The organism is Pseudomonas sp. PSB11 (assembly GCF_014596605.1).
Classification (GTDB): Bacteria; Pseudomonadota; Gammaproteobacteria; order Pseudomonadales; family Pseudomonadaceae; genus Aquipseudomonas; species Aquipseudomonas umsongensis.
Window position 1 is genome coordinate 110,535 of the sequence record NZ_NOIO01000012.1, and the last position, 19,837, is coordinate 130,371.

The 19,837-nt window shown below is 60.8% G+C and carries 12 protein-coding genes; 8 read left to right on the plus strand and 4 right to left on the minus strand.

The window, feature by feature from the left end; all coding sequences use genetic code 11:
- Positions 1-56 precede the first annotated feature (56 nt).
- The 4 genes from CGA21_RS16010 to aceE form a co-directional block, all read right to left on the minus strand.
- Positions 57-2,750, minus strand: coding sequence for a putative bifunctional diguanylate cyclase/phosphodiesterase (locus CGA21_RS16010; RefSeq protein ID WP_110754093.1), 2,694 nt, complete (start codon positions 2,748-2,750; stop codon positions 57-59).
- A 230-nt stretch (positions 2,751-2,980) separates the two neighbouring features.
- Positions 2,981-4,375, minus strand: coding sequence for an alkaline phosphatase D family protein (locus tag CGA21_RS16015; RefSeq protein WP_188264575.1), 1,395 nt, complete (start codon positions 4,373-4,375; stop codon positions 2,981-2,983).
- A gap of 258 nt (positions 4,376-4,633) precedes the next feature.
- Positions 4,634-6,592 (minus strand): dihydrolipoyllysine-residue acetyltransferase, encoded by a 1,959-nt coding sequence (aceF, locus tag CGA21_RS16020; protein ID WP_188264576.1) that lies wholly within the window; start codon positions 6,590-6,592, stop codon positions 4,634-4,636.
- An 11-nt stretch (positions 6,593-6,603) separates the two neighbouring features.
- A complete protein-coding gene (gene aceE, locus CGA21_RS16025; RefSeq protein ID WP_188264577.1) occupies positions 6,604-9,249 on the minus strand; it encodes a pyruvate dehydrogenase (acetyl-transferring), homodimeric type in 2,646 nt (881 codons plus the stop codon).
- Between the two features lie 383 nt (positions 9,250-9,632).
- Between aceE and glnE the strand changes: the two genes are divergently transcribed.
- From glnE to CGA21_RS16065, 8 genes are all read left to right on the plus strand, one after another.
- Positions 9,633-12,572, plus strand: coding sequence for a bifunctional [glutamate--ammonia ligase]-adenylyl-L-tyrosine phosphorylase/[glutamate--ammonia-ligase] adenylyltransferase (gene glnE, locus CGA21_RS16030; protein WP_188264578.1), 2,940 nt, complete (start codon positions 9,633-9,635; stop codon positions 12,570-12,572).
- Between the two features lie 195 nt (positions 12,573-12,767).
- The gene (waaF, locus tag CGA21_RS16035; protein ID WP_110754084.1) at positions 12,768-13,802 is read left to right on the plus strand and encodes a lipopolysaccharide heptosyltransferase II; all 1,035 of its coding nucleotides are present in this window, start codon (positions 12,768-12,770) and stop codon (positions 13,800-13,802) included.
- A 1-nt stretch (position 13,803) separates the two neighbouring features.
- The gene (gene waaC, locus CGA21_RS16040; RefSeq protein ID WP_188264579.1) at positions 13,804-14,865 is read left to right on the plus strand and encodes a lipopolysaccharide heptosyltransferase I; all 1,062 of its coding nucleotides are present in this window, start codon (positions 13,804-13,806) and stop codon (positions 14,863-14,865) included.
- Positions 14,865-15,986 (plus strand): glycosyltransferase family 4 protein, encoded by a 1,122-nt coding sequence (locus CGA21_RS16045; protein ID WP_188264580.1) that lies wholly within the window; start codon positions 14,865-14,867, stop codon positions 15,984-15,986. The genes waaC and CGA21_RS16045 overlap by 1 nt, the downstream gene beginning before the upstream one ends.
- Positions 15,987-16,793, plus strand: a complete 807-nt coding sequence (gene rfaP / locus CGA21_RS16050; protein ID WP_020796217.1) for a lipopolysaccharide core heptose(I) kinase RfaP — start codon at positions 15,987-15,989, stop codon at positions 16,791-16,793.
- Positions 16,793-17,527: a lipopolysaccharide kinase InaA family protein gene (locus tag CGA21_RS16055; protein ID WP_188264581.1), complete on the plus strand. Its 735-nt coding sequence runs from the start codon at positions 16,793-16,795 to the stop codon at positions 17,525-17,527. Before rfaP ends, CGA21_RS16055 begins: the two co-directional genes overlap by 1 nt.
- Positions 17,524-18,276 carry a lipopolysaccharide kinase InaA family protein gene (locus CGA21_RS16060; protein WP_188264582.1) on the plus strand — a complete coding sequence of 251 codons (753 nt, stop codon included), beginning with the start codon at positions 17,524-17,526 and terminating at the stop codon, positions 18,274-18,276. The genes CGA21_RS16055 and CGA21_RS16060 overlap by 4 nt, the downstream gene beginning before the upstream one ends.
- Entirely contained in the window at positions 18,276-19,727 is a 1,452-nt protein-coding gene (locus CGA21_RS16065) for a lipopolysaccharide kinase InaA family protein (protein ID WP_188264583.1), read from the plus strand. The genes CGA21_RS16060 and CGA21_RS16065 overlap by 1 nt, the downstream gene beginning before the upstream one ends.
- Positions 19,728-19,837 lie beyond the last annotated feature (110 nt).

Here is a 19,837-nt window from a genome sequence, read left to right on the forward strand (position 1 = left end):
TCCTCTCAGTCGTTGGAATAATCAGAAATGCAGTTTGCCCGAGAGTTGACGCGATGTCAGGCAATCGGGCCGCGCGGATAGCGTTTGAGCTTGTCGATCAGGTCGAGGCCCGGGATCGGTTGGTCGAACAGGTAGCCCTGGCCGACGTCGCAACGGTGGCGACGCAGGAAGGCCAACTGCTCGGCGGTCTCGATGCCTTCGGCCACGACCTTGAGTTTCAGGTTGTGAGCCATGGCAATCACGGCAGAGGTGATTTCCATGTCGTCCTGGTTATCCGGGATTTCGTGAATGAAGCTTCGATCGATCTTGATGATGTCGATGGGGAATTTTTTCAAGTAACTGAGCGACGAGTAACCGGTGCCGAAGTCGTCCATCGCCAGGGTCAGCCCCAGGCGCTTGAGCTGGTCGAGCTGCAGGCGAGTGTCATCGGTGGCTTCCAGCAGCAAGCCTTCGGTCAGTTCCAGTTCCAGCAGGCGCGAGGGCAGTGCTTCCTCCTTGAGGATGTTGGCGATGGACGCCACCAGGTCCGGGTCGGAGAACTGCTTGGGCGACAGGTTGATTGCCACCTGCAGGTTGCCCAGGCCGGCGGCGGTCAGCGCCTTGCTCATGCGGCAGGCCTGGCGGGCGATCCACTTTCCAATCGGAATGATCAGGCCGGTTTCTTCGGCAACACTGATGAACTGGTCCGGGCGGATCATGCCCTTTTCCGGGTGGTTCCAGCGCAACAGCGCCTCCATCCCCAGCAGGCGACCGCTGCGCAGGCAGAGCTTGGGTTGGTAGAACACGTCCAGTTCGTTCTGGGTCAGGGCGCGGCGCAGGTTGTTCTCGACGAACAACTTGTAGCTGGCTTCGGCGTTCAGGGCTTCGGTGAAAACCTGCACCTGATGTTTGCCGTTGGCCTTGGCCTTGTGCAGGGCCAGGCCGGCGTTACGCATCAGGGTCTGCGGGTCTCGCCCATGCAGGGGCGCGCAAGCCAGGCCAACAGAGCCGGTCACGCTGATCAATTGGTTGTCGACGAACATCGGTTTGTCGAGGGTCGTGAGCAACTGGTTGGCGACCTGCTGCCCGAGTTCAAGGCCAGTGTTGTCGAGCAAGACCGCGAACTCGTTGCTGGCAAACCGCGCCAGGCTGCCGCCCGGGTTGAGGCTGTTGCGCAGGCGCCGGGCCAGGCTGATCAGCAGCTTGTCGCCGGTCTGGTGGCCGAGGCTGTCGTTGATCCGCTTGAAGTTGTCGATGTCCACCAGTAGCAGGCTGATAGGTGCGTCACTGTCGCGGGCGAAGCGTTCATCGAGGTTGCGGATGAAAGCCGGGCGGTTGCCGAGGTTGGTCAGGTTATCGGTGTAGGCCAGGCGCTCGATGCGTTGCTGGGCGAGCTTGGTCTGTGTGATGTCTTCATAGATACCGATGTAATGGGTCAACTCGCGGTTGTCGCCATAGACCTTGGATATCGACAACTGACCCCAATAGGGTTCGAGGTTTTTGCGCCGACTCTTGAACTCCCCCTGCCAACTGTTGCTCTTGGCCAGTGCCGAGGGCGCGTCGAACAGCAGTTCACTGAGGTTCTCCAGTGCCGGCAGTTGCGCCAGGCGCTGGCCGTGGACTTCTTCGGTGGTGTACTGGGTGATTGCCGTGAAACTCGGGTTGACGTACTCGACGATGCCATCGCAATTGACCAGCAAAAAGGCGTTGGCGCTTTGCTCGACCGCACGCTGGAACAGATGCAGGGCGCTGGTGGCGGTGCGTCGATTGTGATTGCTGATGACCTGGGCGAACTGATCCGCCAGCTCGCCGGCGAAGGCGATTTCGTCCTGCTGCCAGGCGCGGGTCACGCCTGTTTGTTCCAGGCACAACACGCCGACCACCTGGCCGTCGACGCGAATGCTGGCATCGAGCATCGCGTTGACATCACGCGAGCGCAGGCTTTCGGCGATTTCCCGGGTGCGCGGGTCGCGCATGGCGTTGTGGGCGTCGATGGCGCGACCGGTATGCAGGGCGTCGAGGTAATCGGGGAACACGCTGACGTCGATCGGTGCCGGCAGCAGGTATTCCTGGGTCGAACGGTGATAGGCCGAGATGGGCGCCAGCATCGAGCCTTCCAGGTGCCACAGGCTGGCGCAGTCGATCTGGTAGATCTCGCAGGCGCTGCGCGTGATCAGTTTGGCGGCTTCCTGCAGGGAGTTGTTGCTGCTGTAGCGTTGGCGAGTCAGCAGCAGGATCAGGTCCTGCTGGGCGCGCACCCGGTCCAGATGCTGCAGTTGTTCCTGCTGGGCGCGCTGATTGAGCTCCAGGGCGATTTGCAGGCGCGAGTTCTGGGTTTCCAGATCCAGCGCTGGCAGTAGTGGGTCATCCTCGAACAGGCCGTCGATGACCAGCAGGTAGCCGCGCAGCAGGTGTCGATTGTGTTGTTTGTAGGCTTCGCCCAGCTCCAGCAGGTTCAGCGCGCCCGAGGCGGTGTGCAGGGTGTAGCGGATCAGATAGTGGGTGCTCTCGCTCAACTGCGCCTGGATCGCGTCATGCAGCTGATAGCGTGCTTGCGGCTCCATCAGGCTGGCGTAGGGCGAACCGACCAGGGCGCACAGTTCCACGGCCGGCAGGCCGAACTGGCGTTCGCAATTGGGATCGAGAAACAGCAGTGCCCAGCTTGGTTCGTTCAGCCGTTCGAAACGCAGCATGCCGAGCCGCGAGGGCACAGGCAACTGCGTCACTACCTCGGCCACCATACGGCTGGCGGCATCGGGTTGGCTTTTCATGGAGGGGACTCGCTTCGAATGTGCTGATCGCGCCGGGCTCTCGCCCTCTTTACTGTTGCCTGCGGCAAGGTTGCATCATTGCGACACTGACTGACAAGAGAGATGAAGGCCAAGTGCTATAAGAATATGTCGGCAGAGGCGAAGATTTCTCCAGCGCGTGACTGAAAGATTGTATTGAGCCCAAAAGATCGCAGCCTGTAGGAACTGCCGCAGGCTGCGATCTTTGCTTTTTAATGCAGCGAAATAGCGATCGATTGCAAAAGGCCGCCATCCCGGTCGTGATATCGCACCTGAACCCGTTCCGCGTCGACGGTCAGGTGCGCGAAGTTATCCTGGCTGATGACCTTGCCCTTCAATTCGTGCTGATAATTACCTTGAGCGGTTCGCGCGAGCGGCTGGTCAAGCAGGAAGGTAGACGCCTTCGCATAGGGCAGCAGTTTGCTGTTGCACAGGGGCGAGGAGACGATGGTGTGAACTTCAAAGCCCGGGTCCTCGCTGTGGGTCAGGCGGCTGATCAGTGAGCCATGGACGTCGCCTGATACGATGAAGACATTCTTGATCGCGTGTGTGCGAATCGTTTCCAGCAGCCGCAGCCGCTGTTCGGGAAAGCCTTTCCAGGCGTCATCACCCTGGCGTTTGCTGTCGGGGTAGAACATGACGCTGGTGACCACGAATTTGACCCGGGCCGAGCTGTTGACCAGCCAGGTGCACAAGGCCTGCTCCTGCTCGATATCGAGGATGCGTCGGTCGCTGGCTGCAAGATTGCGCCGGGTTCGGCTGTCGGTGACAAACCACTCGATATCGCCATCGGCAAACAGGTACCAGTATTTGTCCAGCGTCTTGTCGACTTGGCCATCGGCGCAGAGTTCGTGTGCCGGGCCATGGCTGGCCTGGTAGATCTCATAGGCGTTTATCGCATTGGCATACAGAAAGTCATCGGACTTGTTTCTGTTGGCCGGCCAATTGTCTTCGATCTCATGATCATCCAGGATCATGTAAGTCGGCAGGGTCGACATTAACTTTGCAATGTTTGGCTGGGAAAAGGCCACGCGATACTTGAGAAGAATATCCTTGAGCTCGCGGTCCGGAGCAATGAGGTTCAAGTCATCGACATAGATCTGGTCGCCGGTCATCAGCATGGCGCTGATAGGCGGTTCGGCCTGCCCGGCCAGTCTTGATATTGTCGCGAACATCCTGTCACCCAGGTGCGGTTCGGCGGCAATGCCTGCGGTGAGGCGTAGATAGCGACAAGAGCCCACGACATAGGCCCTGGATTTTCCGGTCTGGTTCGAGCGGGTACGCAGGCGATGAATCTGCCCTGGCCATTGCAAGCTCAGTTCCTGCATTGCCTCGGCAGCGCACACAGGCTGCATCGCGCTGAACCATCCAGCCTGATATTCATACACGGTGTCGGCAGCCAGGTCGCTGAGAGCCAGGACGGCGGACATGTCCCGGGCTTTCTCGAGTTCAGCGAAAATTTCGTTTGACCAATGCTCGTCATCGAGTCGCCGATAGCGAATGCCGGCGAATGCATGGGCGTCTTTACTTGATTCTCCACGCAAGAATATACGTGCATGGTTCGTGGTGGTGTGGCCAATGATCGGCCCGACAGTTGGTTTGAACATATTCGAATCCATTCGATTTTTAATCAATCGGCTTTAAATGGCCTTGCAGGCAAGGCTAGTTATTTGGCCTTGAAAAAAACCGGGCGCAAATGGATTCGATTTGTGGGGGATATCAGCCACAAATGTAGGAAGGGATCTGTCGAGGTAATTACAGTGGGCAAAAAAAGCCCCGCCAAATTGGCGGGGTTGAGGTACGAGCGTGGCGCTCGGAAAACGTGAAACGCGACAGGCCCTCCCCTGGAGGAGGGCCCGCCGGTGTTACAGCAGGATGGTGCGGATGTCCGCCAGCAGGTCGCTCAGTCGCTTGGTGAAGCGAGCAGCAGCGGCGCCGTTGATCACACGGTGATCGTAGGACAACGACAGCGGCAGCATCAGTTTCGGCTGGAAGGCCTTGCCGTCCCAGACTGGCTGGATGGTTGCCTTGGAAACACCGAGGATCGCCACTTCCGGCGCGTTGACGATCGGCGTGAAGCCGGTGCCGCCAATGTGGCCGAGGCTGGAAATGGTGAAGCAGGCGCCTTGCATGTCGTCAGCGGTGAGCTTCTTGTCGCGGGCCTTGGCGGCCAGCGCAGCGGCTTCGGCTGCCAGTTGCAACAGACTCTTCTGGTCAACGTTCTTGATGACCGGTACGAGCAGGCCTTCAGGGGTGTCGACGGCGAAGCCGATGTTCACGTATTTCTTGCGGATGATCGCTTTGCCGCTTGGTGCCAGCGAACTGTTGAAGTCCGGCAGCTCCTTGAGCAGGTGCGCGCAGGACTTGAGCAGCAGCGGCAGGATGGTCAGCTTCACGCCGGCCTTCTCTGCAGCGGCTTTCTGAGCGATACGGAACGCTTCCAGCTCGGTGATATCAGCCGAATCGAACTGAGTCACATGCGGGATGTTCAGCCAGCTGCGGTGCAGGCTCGACGCACCGATCTGCATCAGGCGGGTCATCGGCACTTCTTCGATTTCACCGAAGCGGCTGAAGTCCACGACCGGAATCGGCGGGATACCCGCGCCGCCGGTTGCGCCAGCAGCGGCGGCCGGTGCTTCCTTGGCCTTCTGCATCATGGCCTTGACGTAAACCTGCACGTCTTCTTTCAGGATGCGACCGTGCGGACCGCTGGCGCCGACAGCGCTCAGCTCGACACCGAATTCACGGGCCAGTTGGCGTACGGCCGGGCCTGCGTGAACCTTGGCGCCAGGCTTGGCTGGAGCAGCAACCGGAGCGGCGGCAGCAGGAGCAGGAGCAGGAGCAGCGGCTGGCGCAGGAGCGCTCGCAGCAGCGCCAGCAGGTGCCGGGGCAGCGGCAGGCGCTGCACCTTTGACTTTCAGCTTGAGGATCAGGTCGCCGGTACCGACTTCGTCGTCCAGCTTGATGGAAACGCTTTCCACCACACCAGCGGCAGGCGATGGAATTTCCATGCTCGCCTTGTCGGATTCCAGGGTGATCAGCGACTGATCGGCTTCAACCGAGTCACCGGCCTTGACCAGCACTTCGATGATCTTGGCCTTGCCCGCCGAACCGATGTCCGGAACGTGGATGTCCTGAACGCTGTCTGCAACGGGAGCAGCAGGGGCAGCTGCCGGAGCAGGCGCAGCGGCAGGTGCAGGCGCTGCAGCCTGGGCAGGAGCGGCGGCAGGTGCAGCAGCACCGGCCACTTCCAGGTCCAGGATCAGGTCGCCAGTGCCAACTTCGTCATTGAGCTTGACGCTGATGGCCTTGACCACGCCAGCGGCAGGCGACGGGATTTCCATGCTCGCCTTGTCGGATTCCAAGGTGATCAGCGACTGATCAGCCTCGACGGTGTCGCCGACCTTGACCTGGATCTCGATGATCTGGGCCTTGCCCGACGAACCGATGTCCGGCACGTGCACTTGCTGTACCGAAGCGGCAGCCGGTGCAGCAGCGGGCGCGGCCGGCGCTGGAGCTGCGGCAGGAGCAGGTGCGGCCGCAGCTTTTGCAGCAGGCGCAGCGGCAGCCGCTGGAGCCGCAGCAGCGGCGCCTTCGACTTCCAGTTCCAGCAGTTCGTCGCCTTCTTTCAGACGATCGCCCAGCTTCACTTTCAGGCTCTTGATGATACCGGCCTTCGGCGCAGGCACTTCCATGCTCGCCTTGTCCGACTCAAGTGTCAGGATGCTCTGGTCGGCTTCGATGCGGTCGCCGACCTTCACAAACAGTTCAATTACTTCACCTTCACCGCTGCCGATGTCAGGTACGCGAATGAGTTCGCTCACAGAATCTCTCCTCAGCAGTCCAGTGGGTTGAGTTTTTCCGGGTTGATACCGAACTTGGCAATGGCTTCAGCCACCACCTTAGGTTCGATGTCACCACGGTCAGCCAGTGCTTCCAGGGCTGCCAACACCACGAAATGACGGTCGACTTCGAAGAAATGACGCAGTTTCTTGCGGCTGTCGCTGCGGCCAAAACCGTCGGTGCCCAGGACTTTGAATTCCTTGGACGGTACCCACTGACGGATCTGCTCGGCGAACAGTTTCATGTAGTCGGTAGAGGCGATGACCGGACCTTTACGGCCATTCAGGCACTCTTCCACATAGCTCAGCTTAGGCTTCTGGCCAGGGTGCAGACGGTTGGTGCGCTCAACGGCCAGGCCGTCGCGACGCAGTTCGTTGAAGCTGGTAACGCTCCACACGTCGGCACCGACGTTGAACTCTTCACGCAGGATCTTCGCCGCTTCGCGCACTTCACGCAGGATGGTGCCGGAGCCCATCAGCTGAACGTGGTGTGCCGCTTCGCGGTTGTCTTCCTCGAGCAGGTACATGCCCCGCTTGATGCCTTCTTCGGCACCGGCCGGCATGGCTGGCTGCTGGTACGACTCGTTCATCACGGTGATGTAGTAGAAGACGTCCTGTTGCTCTTCGGTCATCTTCTTCATGCCGTCCTGGATGATCACCGCCAGCTCATAGCCGTAGGTTGGATCGTAGGTGCGGCAGTTCGGGATGGTGGCAGCCAGCAGGTGGCTGTGACCGTCTTCGTGTTGCAGGCCTTCACCGTTCAAGGTGGTACGGCCGGCGGTACCGCCGATCAGGAAGCCACGGGTACGGCTGTCGCCAGCGGCCCACGCGAGGTCCCCAATACGCTGGAAGCCGAACATCGAGTAGAAGATGTAGAACGGCAGCATCGGCTGGTTGTGGCTGGAGTACGAAGTACCGGCAGCGATGAAGGAGCTCATGGCGCCCGCTTCGTTGATGCCTTCTTCGAGGATCTGGCCCTTCTTGTCTTCCTTGTAGAACATCACCTGGTCTTTATCGACTGGCTCGTAGAGCTGGCCGACGGACGAGTAGATGCCCAGCTGGCGGAACATGCCTTCCATACCGAAGGTACGGGCTTCGTCCGGAATGATCGGCACGATGCGCGGTCCGATTTCCTTGTCCTTGACCAGTTGCGCGAGGATGCGCACGAAGGCCATGGTGGTGGAGATTTCACGGTCGCCCGAGCCGTCCAGGATAGCCTTGAGGGTATCAAGCGGCGGGGTCGGCACGCTGAAGCTTTGCGCGCGGCGCTGTGGAACGAAACCGCCCAGTGCGGTACGACGCTCGCTCAGGTAGCGGGCTTCGGCGCTGTTTGGCTCAGGCTTGAAGAACGGCAGGTTCTCCAGTTCTTCGTCCTTGACCGGGATGTCGAAGCGATCGCGGAACAACTTCAGGCTGTCGACATCGACTTTCTTGGTGTTGTGCGCGGTGTTTTTCGCTTCGCCGGCACCGGTGCCATAACCCTTGATGGTCTTGGCCAGGATGACGGTCGGTTGCTCTTTGTGGTTGACCGCTTCGTGGTACGCCGCGTAGACCTTGTACGGGTCGTGGCCGCCACGGTTGAGTTTCCAGATCTCGTCGTCGGACAGGTCTTCGACCATCGCCTTGAGTTCTGGCGAGTTGAAGAAGTGTTCACGCACGAACGCGCCGTCTTTGGCCTTGTAGTTCTGGTACTCGCCGTCGATGACTTCATCCATGCGACGTTGCAGGATGCCGTCGACGTCCTTGGCCAGCAGTGGGTCCCAGAAACGGCCCCAGATGACTTTGGTCACGTTCCACTGGGCACCGCGGAACACGCCTTCGAGTTCCTGGATGATCTTGCCGTTGCCGCGAACCGGGCCGTCGAGGCGCTGCAGGTTGCAGTTGATGACGAAGATCAGGTTGTCCAGCTTCTCGCGGCCAGCCAGGGAGATCGCGCCCAGGGATTCCGGCTCGTCGCACTCGCCGTCGCCCAGGAAGCACCAGACTTTTTGCTTGCCGGCAGGAATGAAGCCACGGGCTTCCAGGTACTTCATGAAACGCGCCTGGTAGATCGCCTGGATCGGGCCCAAACCCATGGATACGGTCGGGAACTGCCAGAAGTCAGGCATCAGCCAAGGGTGTGGATAGGACGACAGGCCCTGGCCGTCGACTTCCTGGCGGAAGTTGTTCATCTGGTCTTCAGTGATGCGGCCTTCCATGAACGCGCGGGCGTAGACGCCTGGCGAAGTGTGGCCCTGGAAGTAGATCAGGTCGCCGCCGTGTTCGTCGGTCGGGGCCTGGAAGAAGTAGTTGAAGCCGATGTCATACAGGGTCGCGCTGGAAGCGAAGCTGGAGATGTGACCGCCGAGGTCAGAATCTTTCAGGTTCGTACGCATTACCATGGCCATCGCGTTCCAGCGTACCAGCGAGCGAATGCGGCGTTCCATGAACAGGTCGCCAGGCATGCGTGCTTCGTGGGTTACCGGGATGGTGTTGCGGTAAGGCGTGGTGATGGCGTAAGGCAACTGCGAACCGCTGCGGGTTGCGAGTTCACCCATACGGGTCATCAAATAGTGAGCACGGTCTTCGCCTTCTTTGTCGAGAACCGATTCCAGGGCGTCCAGCCATTCCTGGGTTTCGACGGGATCGAGGTCTTGCATGGCTTGCTCCAGGGCGGAAAGGCTACCAGAATCGGTTGCCTGAGTTAGCGACTGGCCTTGTGGGCAGACGTTATGAATTCTTGGATTGCCGATAGGTTGTTCCGGCGGTGTGTAGTTTTACTACAAATCATCCGGCATTTCAGCCTTGCTAATGTATATACGAGTAGTAAAACTACAGATGAGCGGCTTGTGGCCCCCGGCTGCGTTGTGAGAATAATCGTTAAGGTTGGTCTTTTGCCAACCGAAAAAGGTGAAACCTTGATGTTGGCTGCCAATAATAAAGAATTTTCAGCTATTTCTAACTTTTGTTCGACACTCCTTCAGGTAGTGGGGGTACGAGATTCACTACATGCAGCCTGTTACACGCCGATCAAGGATAGACCATGAGCCTGCCCCCGCTTGTCGACCTGCCCGCCATTCTCTTGCCGTTTGTCACCCGCGCCGAGCAGTCGTTCCATGCTGCTGTCGAGGCACTGGATGACGACCATGGCCTGTCCGCATGGACGCCCGAGCGCTGGGCGCAATTTTCCCGAGTAACTGCCGCCAGCGACTTTGTCACCGAGCAATCGGTGCGCGATCCGCTGATGCTGCTGGAGCTGGTGCGCTCCGGCGAACTGGACCGTGGCTATGCCCCCGGCGAGTTATGCGCGCAGATCGCTGCAGCCGTAAATGCCGCCGAGACCGATGAACAGCTCAGCCGGGCATTGCGCCGCCAACGGGCGCGCCACCAGGTGCGGATCGTCTGGCGCGACCTGACCCGCCAGGCCGATCTGGTCCAGACGTGCCGCGACCTTTCGGACATGGCCGATGCCAGCATCGACCAGGCCTATCAATGGTTGTACGCACGGCATTGCCAGCAGTTCGGCGTGCCCACCGGCCGGCGCAGCGGCGAGCCGCAGCAGATGGTCGTCCTCGGCATGGGCAAGCTGGGTGCGGTCGAACTCAATCTGTCCTCGGACATCGACCTGATCTTTGCCTATCCCGAAGGCGGCGAAACGGTCGGGGTCAAGCGCCCGCTGGACAACCAGGAATTCTTCATCCGTCTTGGCCAGCGCTTGATCAAGGCGCTGGACCCGATGACCGTCGACGGTTTTGTGTTCCGTGTCGACATGCGCTTGCGGCCCTACGGTTCGTCGGGTGCCCTGGTGTTGAGCTTCAACGCGCTGGAGCAGTACTACCAGGACCAGGGCCGCGACTGGGAACGCTACGCGATGATCAAGTCGCGGGTAGTGGCCGGGGATCAAGTGGCCGGTGCGCAATTGCAAGAGATGCTGCGACCGTTCGTATATCGGCGCTACCTGGACTTCTCGGCGATCGAAGCGTTGCGCACGATGAAGCAGTTGATCCAGCAGGAAGTGCGGCGCAAGGGCATGGCCGACAACATCAAGCTCGGCTCCGGCGGCATCCGTGAGGTGGAGTTCATTGCCCAGGCCTTCCAGTTGATTCACGGCGGTCGCGACCTGAGCCTGCAACAACGTCCTCTATTAAAAGTACTGAGTACGCTGGAAGGTCAGGGCTACCTCCCGCCGGCGGTGATCAGTGAGCTGCGTGAAGGTTACGAGTTCCTGCGTTACACCGAGCATGCGATCCAGGCGATTGCGGATCGCCAGACCCAGATGCTGCCGGACGGCGCCCAGGATCAGGCGCGCATTGCCTTCATGCTGGGCTTTGCCGATTGGCCGGCGTTTCATGAGCGCCTGATGTACTGGCGCGGCCGCGTGGCCTGGCACTTTGCTCAGGTGATCGCCGACCCTGACGAGGAGCAGGGCGCCGAAAACGAAGTGGTGGTCGGGGGTGAGTGGCTGCCGCTGTGGGAGGAGGCTCAGGATGAAGAAGCCGCCTGCCGACAGTTGCAGGAGGGCGGTTTCGCCGATGCCCCCAAGGCACTTAAAGCTTTGGCCAGTTTACGCGGCAGCCCGCAATTGCGCGCCATGCAGCGGCTGGGGCGTGAACGTCTCGACGCCTTTATTCCGCGCTTGCTGGCCCAGGCTGTCGAGCACGCCAATCCGGATCTGGTGCTGGAACGGGTGTTGCCACTGGTGGAAGCCGTGGCCCGCCGTTCTGCTTATCTCGTCTTGCTGACCGAAAATCCCGGTGCCCTGCGCCGCTTGCTGACCTTGTGTGCAGCGAGCCCGTGGATCGCCGAACAGATCACCCGCTTTCCGCTGTTGCTCGATGAGTTGCTCAACGAAGGCCGGCTGTTCAAGCCGCCGTTGGCGCCGGAGTTGGCCGCTGAGTTGCGCGAACGCCTGACCCGGATTCCCGAGGACGACCTCGAGCAGCAGATGGAAGCCTTGCGCCATTTCAAGCTGGCGCACCGCTTGCGGGTCGCCGCTTCGGAAATCGCCGGCAGCCTGCCCTTGATGAAAGTCAGCGATTACCTGACCTGGCTCGCCGAAGCGATTCTGGAACAAGTACTGGCCCTGGCCTGGCGGCAAACGGTCGCCAAGTACGGCACGCCGCTGCGCACCGATGGCACCTTGTGCGATCCCGGCTTCATCATTGTCGGTTATGGGAAAGTCGGCGGCCTGGAATTGGGGCATGGTTCGGATCTGGACCTGGTGTTCATCCATGATGGCGATCCACAGGCAGAGACCGACGGGCCGAAGTCGATCGATGGCGCGCAGTTTTTCACCCGGCTGGGACAGCGGATCATTCACTTGCTGACAGCGCAGACCAACTCCGGTCAGCTCTATGAAGTCGACATGCGCCTGCGTCCGTCCGGTGCATCCGGGCTGCTGGTGAGTTCGCTGGGGGCATTTGCGCGCTACCAGGAAAATGAAGCCTGGACCTGGGAGCATCAGGCGTTGGTCAGGGCGCGGGTATTGGTGGGTAGCGACGACGTCGGCCGGGCATTCGAGCAGGTTCGCGCAGCGATCCTGGGCAAGGCACGCGACTTGCCGACCCTGCGCCAGGAGGTCAGCGAGATGCGCGCCAAGATGCGCGATAACCTGGGCAGCAAGAGTACCGCGGCCGGCACCGGGGCAAATGCCTTCGAAGCCACAGTGCCCTTCGACCTCAAGCAGGACGCCGGAGGTATCGTCGATATTGAATTTATGGTGCAATACGCGGCCCTGGCGTGGTCCGAAACGTACCCGCCATTGCTGCGCTGGACAGACAACATCCGTATTCTGGAAGAATTGGAGAAGGCCGGGCTGATGCCTGTCGAGGACGCCACTCTGTTGCGTGAAGCTTATAAAGCTTACCGCTCCGCCGCCCACCGGCAGGCCTTGCAGAAGAATGCCGGGGTGATACCGGGCGACCAGTTCGCGGACGAACGGCGACAGGTCATGCGGATCTGGCATGAACTGGGGCTAAGCTGATATCGCGATAGCAGAAGCGACAAGATTCAAATGTGGGAGCGAGCCTGCTCGCGAAGAGGTCGTCATAAGCAACATGTATGCTGACTGTCACTCCGTCTTCGCGAGCAGGCTCGCTCCCACAGTAGATTTGCAGTGTTTTGTAGAATTCTCGAGGCGGGGAGGCGTAGGCCTCCCCGGTTCGTTTATGGAAACCACATGAAAATTCTGATCGTTGGGCCCAGTTGGGTCGGTGACATGGTGATGGCGCAGACACTGTTTCAGTGTCTCAAGCAACGCCACCCGCAATGCGAAATCGACGTGCTGGCCCCCGAGTGGAGCCGGCCGATTCTTGAGCGCATGCCCGAAGTTCGCCAGGCCTTGAGCTTCCCGCTCGGCCACGGCGCACTGGAACTGGCGACGCGTCGGCGCATCGGCAAATCCCTGGCCGGCCAGTACGACCAGGCGATCCTGTTGCCCAATTCCCTGAAGTCGGCACTGGTCCCGTTCTTTGCCGGCATCCCCAAGCGCACCGGCTGGCGTGGTGAGTTCCGCTACGGCCTGCTCAACGACGTACGCACGCTGGATAAAGAACGTTACCCGTTGATGATCGAACGCTTCATGGCCCTGGCCTACGAGCCAGGCCTTGAACTGCCCAAGCCTTACCCGCGCCCAAGCCTGCGGATCGACCCGGTGACTCGCGAGGCGGCATTGGCCAAGTTTGGCCTGGCCCTCGACCGCCCGGTGTTGGCGCTGTGCCCCGGTGCCGAGTTCGGCGAGTCCAAGCGTTGGCCGTCCGAGCATTACGCCAAGGTGGCCGAAGCGAAGATTCGCGAGGGCTGGCAAGTCTGGCTGTTCGGTTCGAAAAACGATCACGCCGTGGGTGAAGACATCCGTTCGCGGTTGATTCCCGGCTTGCGTGAAGAGTCGGTGAACCTCAGTGGCGGCACCTCGTTGGCCGAGGCCATCGATTTACTGTCCTGCGCCGATTCGGTGGTGTCCAACGACTCTGGCCTGATGCACGTCGCCGCCGCGCTGAACCGCCCGCTGGTGGCAGTCTATGGCTCGACGTCACCGGGGTTCACGCCACCCTTGGCCGAACACGTCGAGATCGTGCGCCTGGGCATCGAATGCAGCCCATGCTTCGACCGCACCTGCCGTTTCGGGCATTACAACTGCCTTCGGCAACTGATGCCGCAGGCGGTGAACGAAGCCTTGCAGCGTTTGCAGGGCACTGTGGTCGAGGTCAAATAGTTTGCGGGTATTGCTGATCAAGACTTCATCGCTGGGCGACGTGATTCATGCGCTGCCGGCGCTGACCGACGCCTCGCGGGCCATCCCCGGCATCACCTTCGACTGGGTGGTGGAAGAAGGCTTCGCTGAAATTCCGACCTGGCACCCGGCGGTGGGCAAGGTGATTCCGGTGGCGATCCGTCGCTGGCGCAAAAACCTCTGGCAGACCATCAAGAGTGGCGAGTGGAAGCGCTTCAAGCAGAGCCTTCGCGCCACGAAATACGATCTGGTCATCGATGCCCAGGGCCTGCTCAAAAGCGCTCTGCTGACCCGGTATGTGAAAGCCCCGGTGGCCGGCCTCGATAAAGGTTCGGCGCGCGAACCCGTCGCCGCGCGTTTCTATAACCGGCGCCTGGCGGTTGCCCGCGGTCAGCATGCGGTAGAGCGGGTGCGTCAGTTGTTCGCCATCGCCCTGGGTTATGACTTGCCCAAGGGGCTGGGCGACTACGGCCTGAGCGTCGAGCGCCTGGTGGAATTGCCGCGCAAGAACCCCTATGTGGTGTTCCTGCATGGCACCACCTGGGACACCAAGCACTGGCCTGAGGCCTACTGGCGCGAGCTGACCGAACGGGTCGGTTACCTCGGCGTGGGCGTGAAACTTCCCTGGGGCAACGGCGCGGAAAAGGCCCGTGCCGAGCGTATCGCTGCCGGCTTCAAGCACGTCGAGGTTTTGCCCAGGCTGAATCTGGCCGGGGTCGGCAAGGTGCTGGCTGGCGCGCAAGCCTGCGTGGCGGTGGACACCGGCCTCGGTCATCTGGCTGCGGCCCTTGATGTGCCAACGCTGTCGCTTTTCGGCCCGACCAATCCGGGCCTGACCGGGGCCTACGGCAAGTCGCAGATTCACATGGCCAGCGATTTCCCCTGCGCCCCGTGTTTGCAAAAGAAATGCACTTATCAACCGACGGCCGAAGATGCCAATCGGTTTGACCTGAAACGCGAGTGGCCATTGTGCTTCACGCGCCTGAATCCCGAGCGTGTCGCGAGCCGACTGAGCACGTTGTTACTGGCTGAGGAGCTGCGCTGATGCAATTGGCATTTGTCCTGTACAAGTACTTTCCCTTTGGTGGCCTGCAGCGAGATTTCATGCGCATCGCCCTGGAGTGCCAGAAGCGCGGACACCAGATTCGCGTCTACACGCTGATCTGGGAAGGCGAGGTGCCACCGGGTTTCGAGGTGCTGGTGGCGCCGGTCAAGGCATTCTTCAACCATCGGCGCAACGAAAAACTCAGTGAGTGGATGGAAGCGGACCTGGCCAAGCGTCCGGTGGATCGCTTGATCGGCTTCAACAAGATGCCGGGTTTGGACGTCTACTACGCCGCTGATGGCTGTTTCGAAGACAAGGCGCAGAACCTGCGCAATTCGCTGTACCGACGCTGGGGTCGCTACCGCCATTTCGCCGAGTACGAGCGTGCGGTGTTCGCCAAGGACGCCAAGACTGAAGTGTTGATGATTTCCGAGGTCCAGCAACCGCTGTTCATCAAGCATTACGGCACGCCACTGGAGCGCTTCCACCTGCTGCCGCCAGGCATTGCCCAGGATCGTCGCCGGCCGGCGGATGCGGACGAAATTCGTGCCGGGTTCCGCGCTGAATTCAATCTGAAGGACGATGACTTGCTGCTGGTGCAGATCGGCTCCGGGTTCAAGACCAAGGGCGTGGATCGCAGTCTCAAGGCCCTGGCCGGGTTGCCCGCTGATCTGAAGAAGCGCACCCGGCTGTTTGTAATTGGCCAGGACGACCCCAAGTTATTCCAGATGCAGAGCGCCACGCTGGGGCTCGGCGACAACGTGACGTTCCTCAAGGGTCGCAGCGATATTCCGCGTTTCCTGTTGGGCGCCGATCTGTTGATCCACCCGGCCTACAACGAAAACACCGGCACCGTGCTGCTTGAAGCATTGGTGGCTGGGTTGCCGGTGCTGGTCAGTGCGGTATGCGGGTACGCCCATTACATCGCCGAGGCCGACGCCGGCCTGGTGCTGGACGAGCCATTCGATCAAGTCCAGTTGACCCAGTACCTGACCGGTATGCTGAACGACGCTCAAGCAAGGGCGGCCTGGAGCCGCAACGGTTTGGCCTTCGCCGAGACGGCCGACCTCTACAGCATGCCGCAGCACGCGGCCGATGTGATTCTGGCGGAGCACGCTTAAATGAAGTTGATGCTGGCTGAACCGTTCAAGAGCCTCTGGGCCGGACGCGATCCGTTCGCCGAAGTCGAGGGCTTGCAGGGCGAGGTATACCGGGAGCTTGAGGCTCGCCGCACGCTGCGTACCGAAGTGAACGGCAACGGGTTTTTCGTGAAAATCCACCGTGGCATCGGCTGGGGCGAAATATTCAAGAACCTGCTCACTGCCAAGTTGCCGGTCCTGGGGGCTGGCCAGGAGTGGAAGGCCATCCAACGCCTGCAGGAAGTCGGCGTGCCGACCATGACCGCCGTCGCTTATGGCGAGAAGGGCAGCAATCCGGCGGACCAGCATTCGTTCATCGTCACCGAAGAGCTGGCCCCGACTGTCAGTCTCGAAGATTACAGCATCAACTGGATCAAGCAGCCGCCCGAGCCAAAACTCAAGCGTGCGCTGATTGCCGAAGTGGCGCGCATGACCGGCATGATGCACCGTGCCGGGGTAAACCACCGTGACTGTTACATCTGCCACTTCCTGCTGCACACCGACAAGCCGGTGACCGCGGACGATTTCAAACTCTCGGTGATCGACCTGCACCGCGCCCAGACCCGTCCGACGATCACCGCGCGCTGGCGTAACAAGGATCTGGCGGCGCTGTATTTTTCCGCGCTGGATATCGGCCTGACCCGACGCGACAAGCTGCGTTTCCTCAAGGGCTATTTCCAGCAGCCGCTGCGCCAGGTCTTGAGCGAAGAAGCCGGTCTGCTGAGCTGGCTCGAAGGCAAGGCCAACAAGCTTTACGAGCGTAAACAGCGATACGGGGACGCGCTCTGATGGCAGGCTGGAGGCTTGAGCCTGCTTACAACGATCTGGCAGAAGACTTCGGCAGCCTTGATGCCGTGTTTGCGCTGCAAGGTGAGCGCCTGACCCGCGATCCGTTGTCGGAGGTCATTCGCGTCCAGCGCAATGGCGTCAACTATTACGTCAAGCGCTACGTGGGGGCGGGCAAGGGCTTGCGGCGCTACCTGGGTAAGCCACGGGTGAAAATGGAGTGGCAGAACCTCAAGCGTTTCGCCAAGTGGGGCATCCCCACCGCCGAGGTAGTGGCCTGGGGCCTGGAGCGGCGCGGTGCGGCGTACGATCGTGGGGCGATGATCACTCGCGAACTGCCACATACCGAAGACCTGTCGGCACTGGCCGAGCGGCACGATGCGAAACTGGCGGACCGCGCCTGGGTCGACAACATCAGCCGACAATTGGCCAGTTACACCCGCACAATGCACGAACATCACTTTACCCATAACGATTTGAAGTGGCGCAACCTGCTGGTCGACGATCAGGCCCGCCTGTTCCTGATCGACTGCCCCAACGGTGATTTCTGGAGCGGTTTCTGGCTCAAATACCGAATCACCAAGGACTTGGCCTGCCTGGACAAGGTCGCCAAGTATCAACTGTCGGCTACCCAGCGCCTGCGCTTTTACCTGCAATACCGCCAGTGCAGCCGACTCAATGCCGCCGATAAAAAGCGCATCCGGCACGTGGTGAGATTTTTCGAGGGACGCGAATGACTGATTTTCTGGCCGCTGAAGACCGTGCGCTGCTTGAGCGCCACGGCCTCGGTACTTTCGATGCGCTCTGGGCCCGGCAGCTCGATGCCGTGGACGAACCCAACACTTCGCGTGGAGGCTGGAGCAGCGTGTTTCGACTGGATCTGGAGGGTCAGGGTTTCTACCTCAAGCGTCAGAGCAATTACCAGATGCACACCTTGCACGCGCCCTTTGGCGAGCCGAGTTTTGCCCGGGAGTTTCGTAACATCAGCCGTTACGAAAAGCTCGGCATTCCAGCGCTGAAAGCGGCGTTTTTCGGTGAGCGCAAGGTCGACGGCGAAGTCCGTGCGATTCTCCTCACGCGCGCCCTGGACGGCTGGGATGACCTGGATGCGCTGCTGAAGCGCTGGTCGGACCTCGGCGAGGCACAACATGTGGCGATACTTCAAGCCTGCGGAAAACTGGCGCGGCACCTGCACGGCAAGCGTCAGGTGCATGGCTGTTTTTACCCCAAGCATATTTTCCTGTGTGCCACCGGTGACGGCTACCAGGCGCAACTGATCGATCTGGAAAAGACTCGGCCACTGTTGTTCGGCCAGCGGGATCGGGTCAAGGACCTGGAGCCGCTGTTGCGTCGGGCGCCGGAATGGAGCGAGGCACAGCTGCGCATTTTGCTGGCCGCCTATCTGGATCAATCTCGGGACAGCACGCTGATCGATAGCTGGCTGGCGCGTCTGACCGCGCGACGTAGCCATAAGGAGAAGCGCTGATGCGTTTGTCCGAGCTGAAGAACGCTGGCCGTCAGCCGAGCCTGCCCATCAGTCTTTCATTGGCCGATGCTGCCGGGCCGGCGCAGTTGCAGTTGCTGACCCTGTTGCGGGTATTGCCTGGGCAGCGTTATGTCGGTGCCGGTGTCTGGCGCGGCCGGCCGGTGCTGGCCAAGTTGCTGGTTGGCAACAAGGCGGCGCGGCATTTCCAGCGCGAGTTGGACGGCGTGCGACTGCTCTGCGCCCAAGGCCTGACCACGCCACTCCTGTTGGCTGATGGCCTGAAGGATGGCGAGGGTGGCTGGCTGCTGTTTGAGTTCCTCGAGGGTGCCCAGAGCCTGGGAGATGCCTGGCAGCAGGTGGAAGGCCTGCCGGTGCTGGCCGACGAGCAGTCAGCCGTGCTGGCGCAAGCCTTGGGTGCGATCGGCCAGATGCATCGAAAAGGTTTGTGGCAAGAAGACCTGCACCTGGACAACCTGTTGCGCCAGGGCAATCGACTGTATTTGATCGATGGCGCCGGGATCTGCAGTGAAACGGCGGGCCAGCCACTCTCGCGCCAGAAGGTCCTGGAAAACCTCGGGGTGTTTTTCGCCCAGTTGCCCAAGTCGCTGGAGCCGTTCACCGAAGAATTGCTGGTGTACTACCTGCTGAGCAACGGCGAGCATGCCCTGCCCATGGAGGCGCTGCAGAAGCAGGTCGACAAGGTTCGTAGCTGGCGCCTGAAGGACTTCCTGATCAAGACCGGTCGCGAATGCACGCTGTTCAGCGTCCGGCGCGGTGCGTTCGGCTTGCAGGCGATCCGTCGAGAGGAAGAGGCGGCAATGCTGCCGGTATTGGCCCAGGCTGATGCCTTGCTGGATCAGGGGCATCTGTACAAGACCGGTGGCGCGGCGAGCGTCGGCAAGGTCGAGGTGGACGGTCGTACGCTGGTGATCAAGCGCTACAACATCAAGGGTTTCGCCCATTGGCTCAAGCGCTTCTGGCGCCCGAGCCGTGCCTGGCACTCCTGGCGCGAGGGCAATCGCCTGGCCTTCCTCGGCATCGCCACGCCCAAGCCGCTGGCGGTGCTGGAAAAGCGTTTTCTCTGGTTGCGCGGTCGTGCCTATCTGATCACCGAGCATCTGCCGGGGCCGGACATCATCGAGCGTTTTGCGCCGTACATTGAAAGCGGCGATGCTCCTGAGGCCGAGCTACTGGCGCTGGATCACCTGTTCGGCGAATTGATTCGTGAGCGCATCAGCCACGGCGACTTCAAGGGCCACAATCTGTTCTGGCAACAGGATCGTTGGGCGCTGATCGATCTGGATTCGATGTGCCAGCATGGCTCGCTCGCCAGTTTCGCGCCGGCGTATGCTCGGGATCGGGCGCGGTTCATGCGCAACTGGCCTGAGACAAGTGCGCTTTATCAGGTCATCGATCAGCGATTGCCCAAGGACATCTCTGGCGCGGCCTGAGTCCCTTCAAAAGATAGGCGGACAAGTTCCTGCGAACGGTCCTACATGATTTTGAGAAGCCATGAACTGTGGCCTGAATGACCGCGATGCTAGTTTGCCTGACGCTTTCG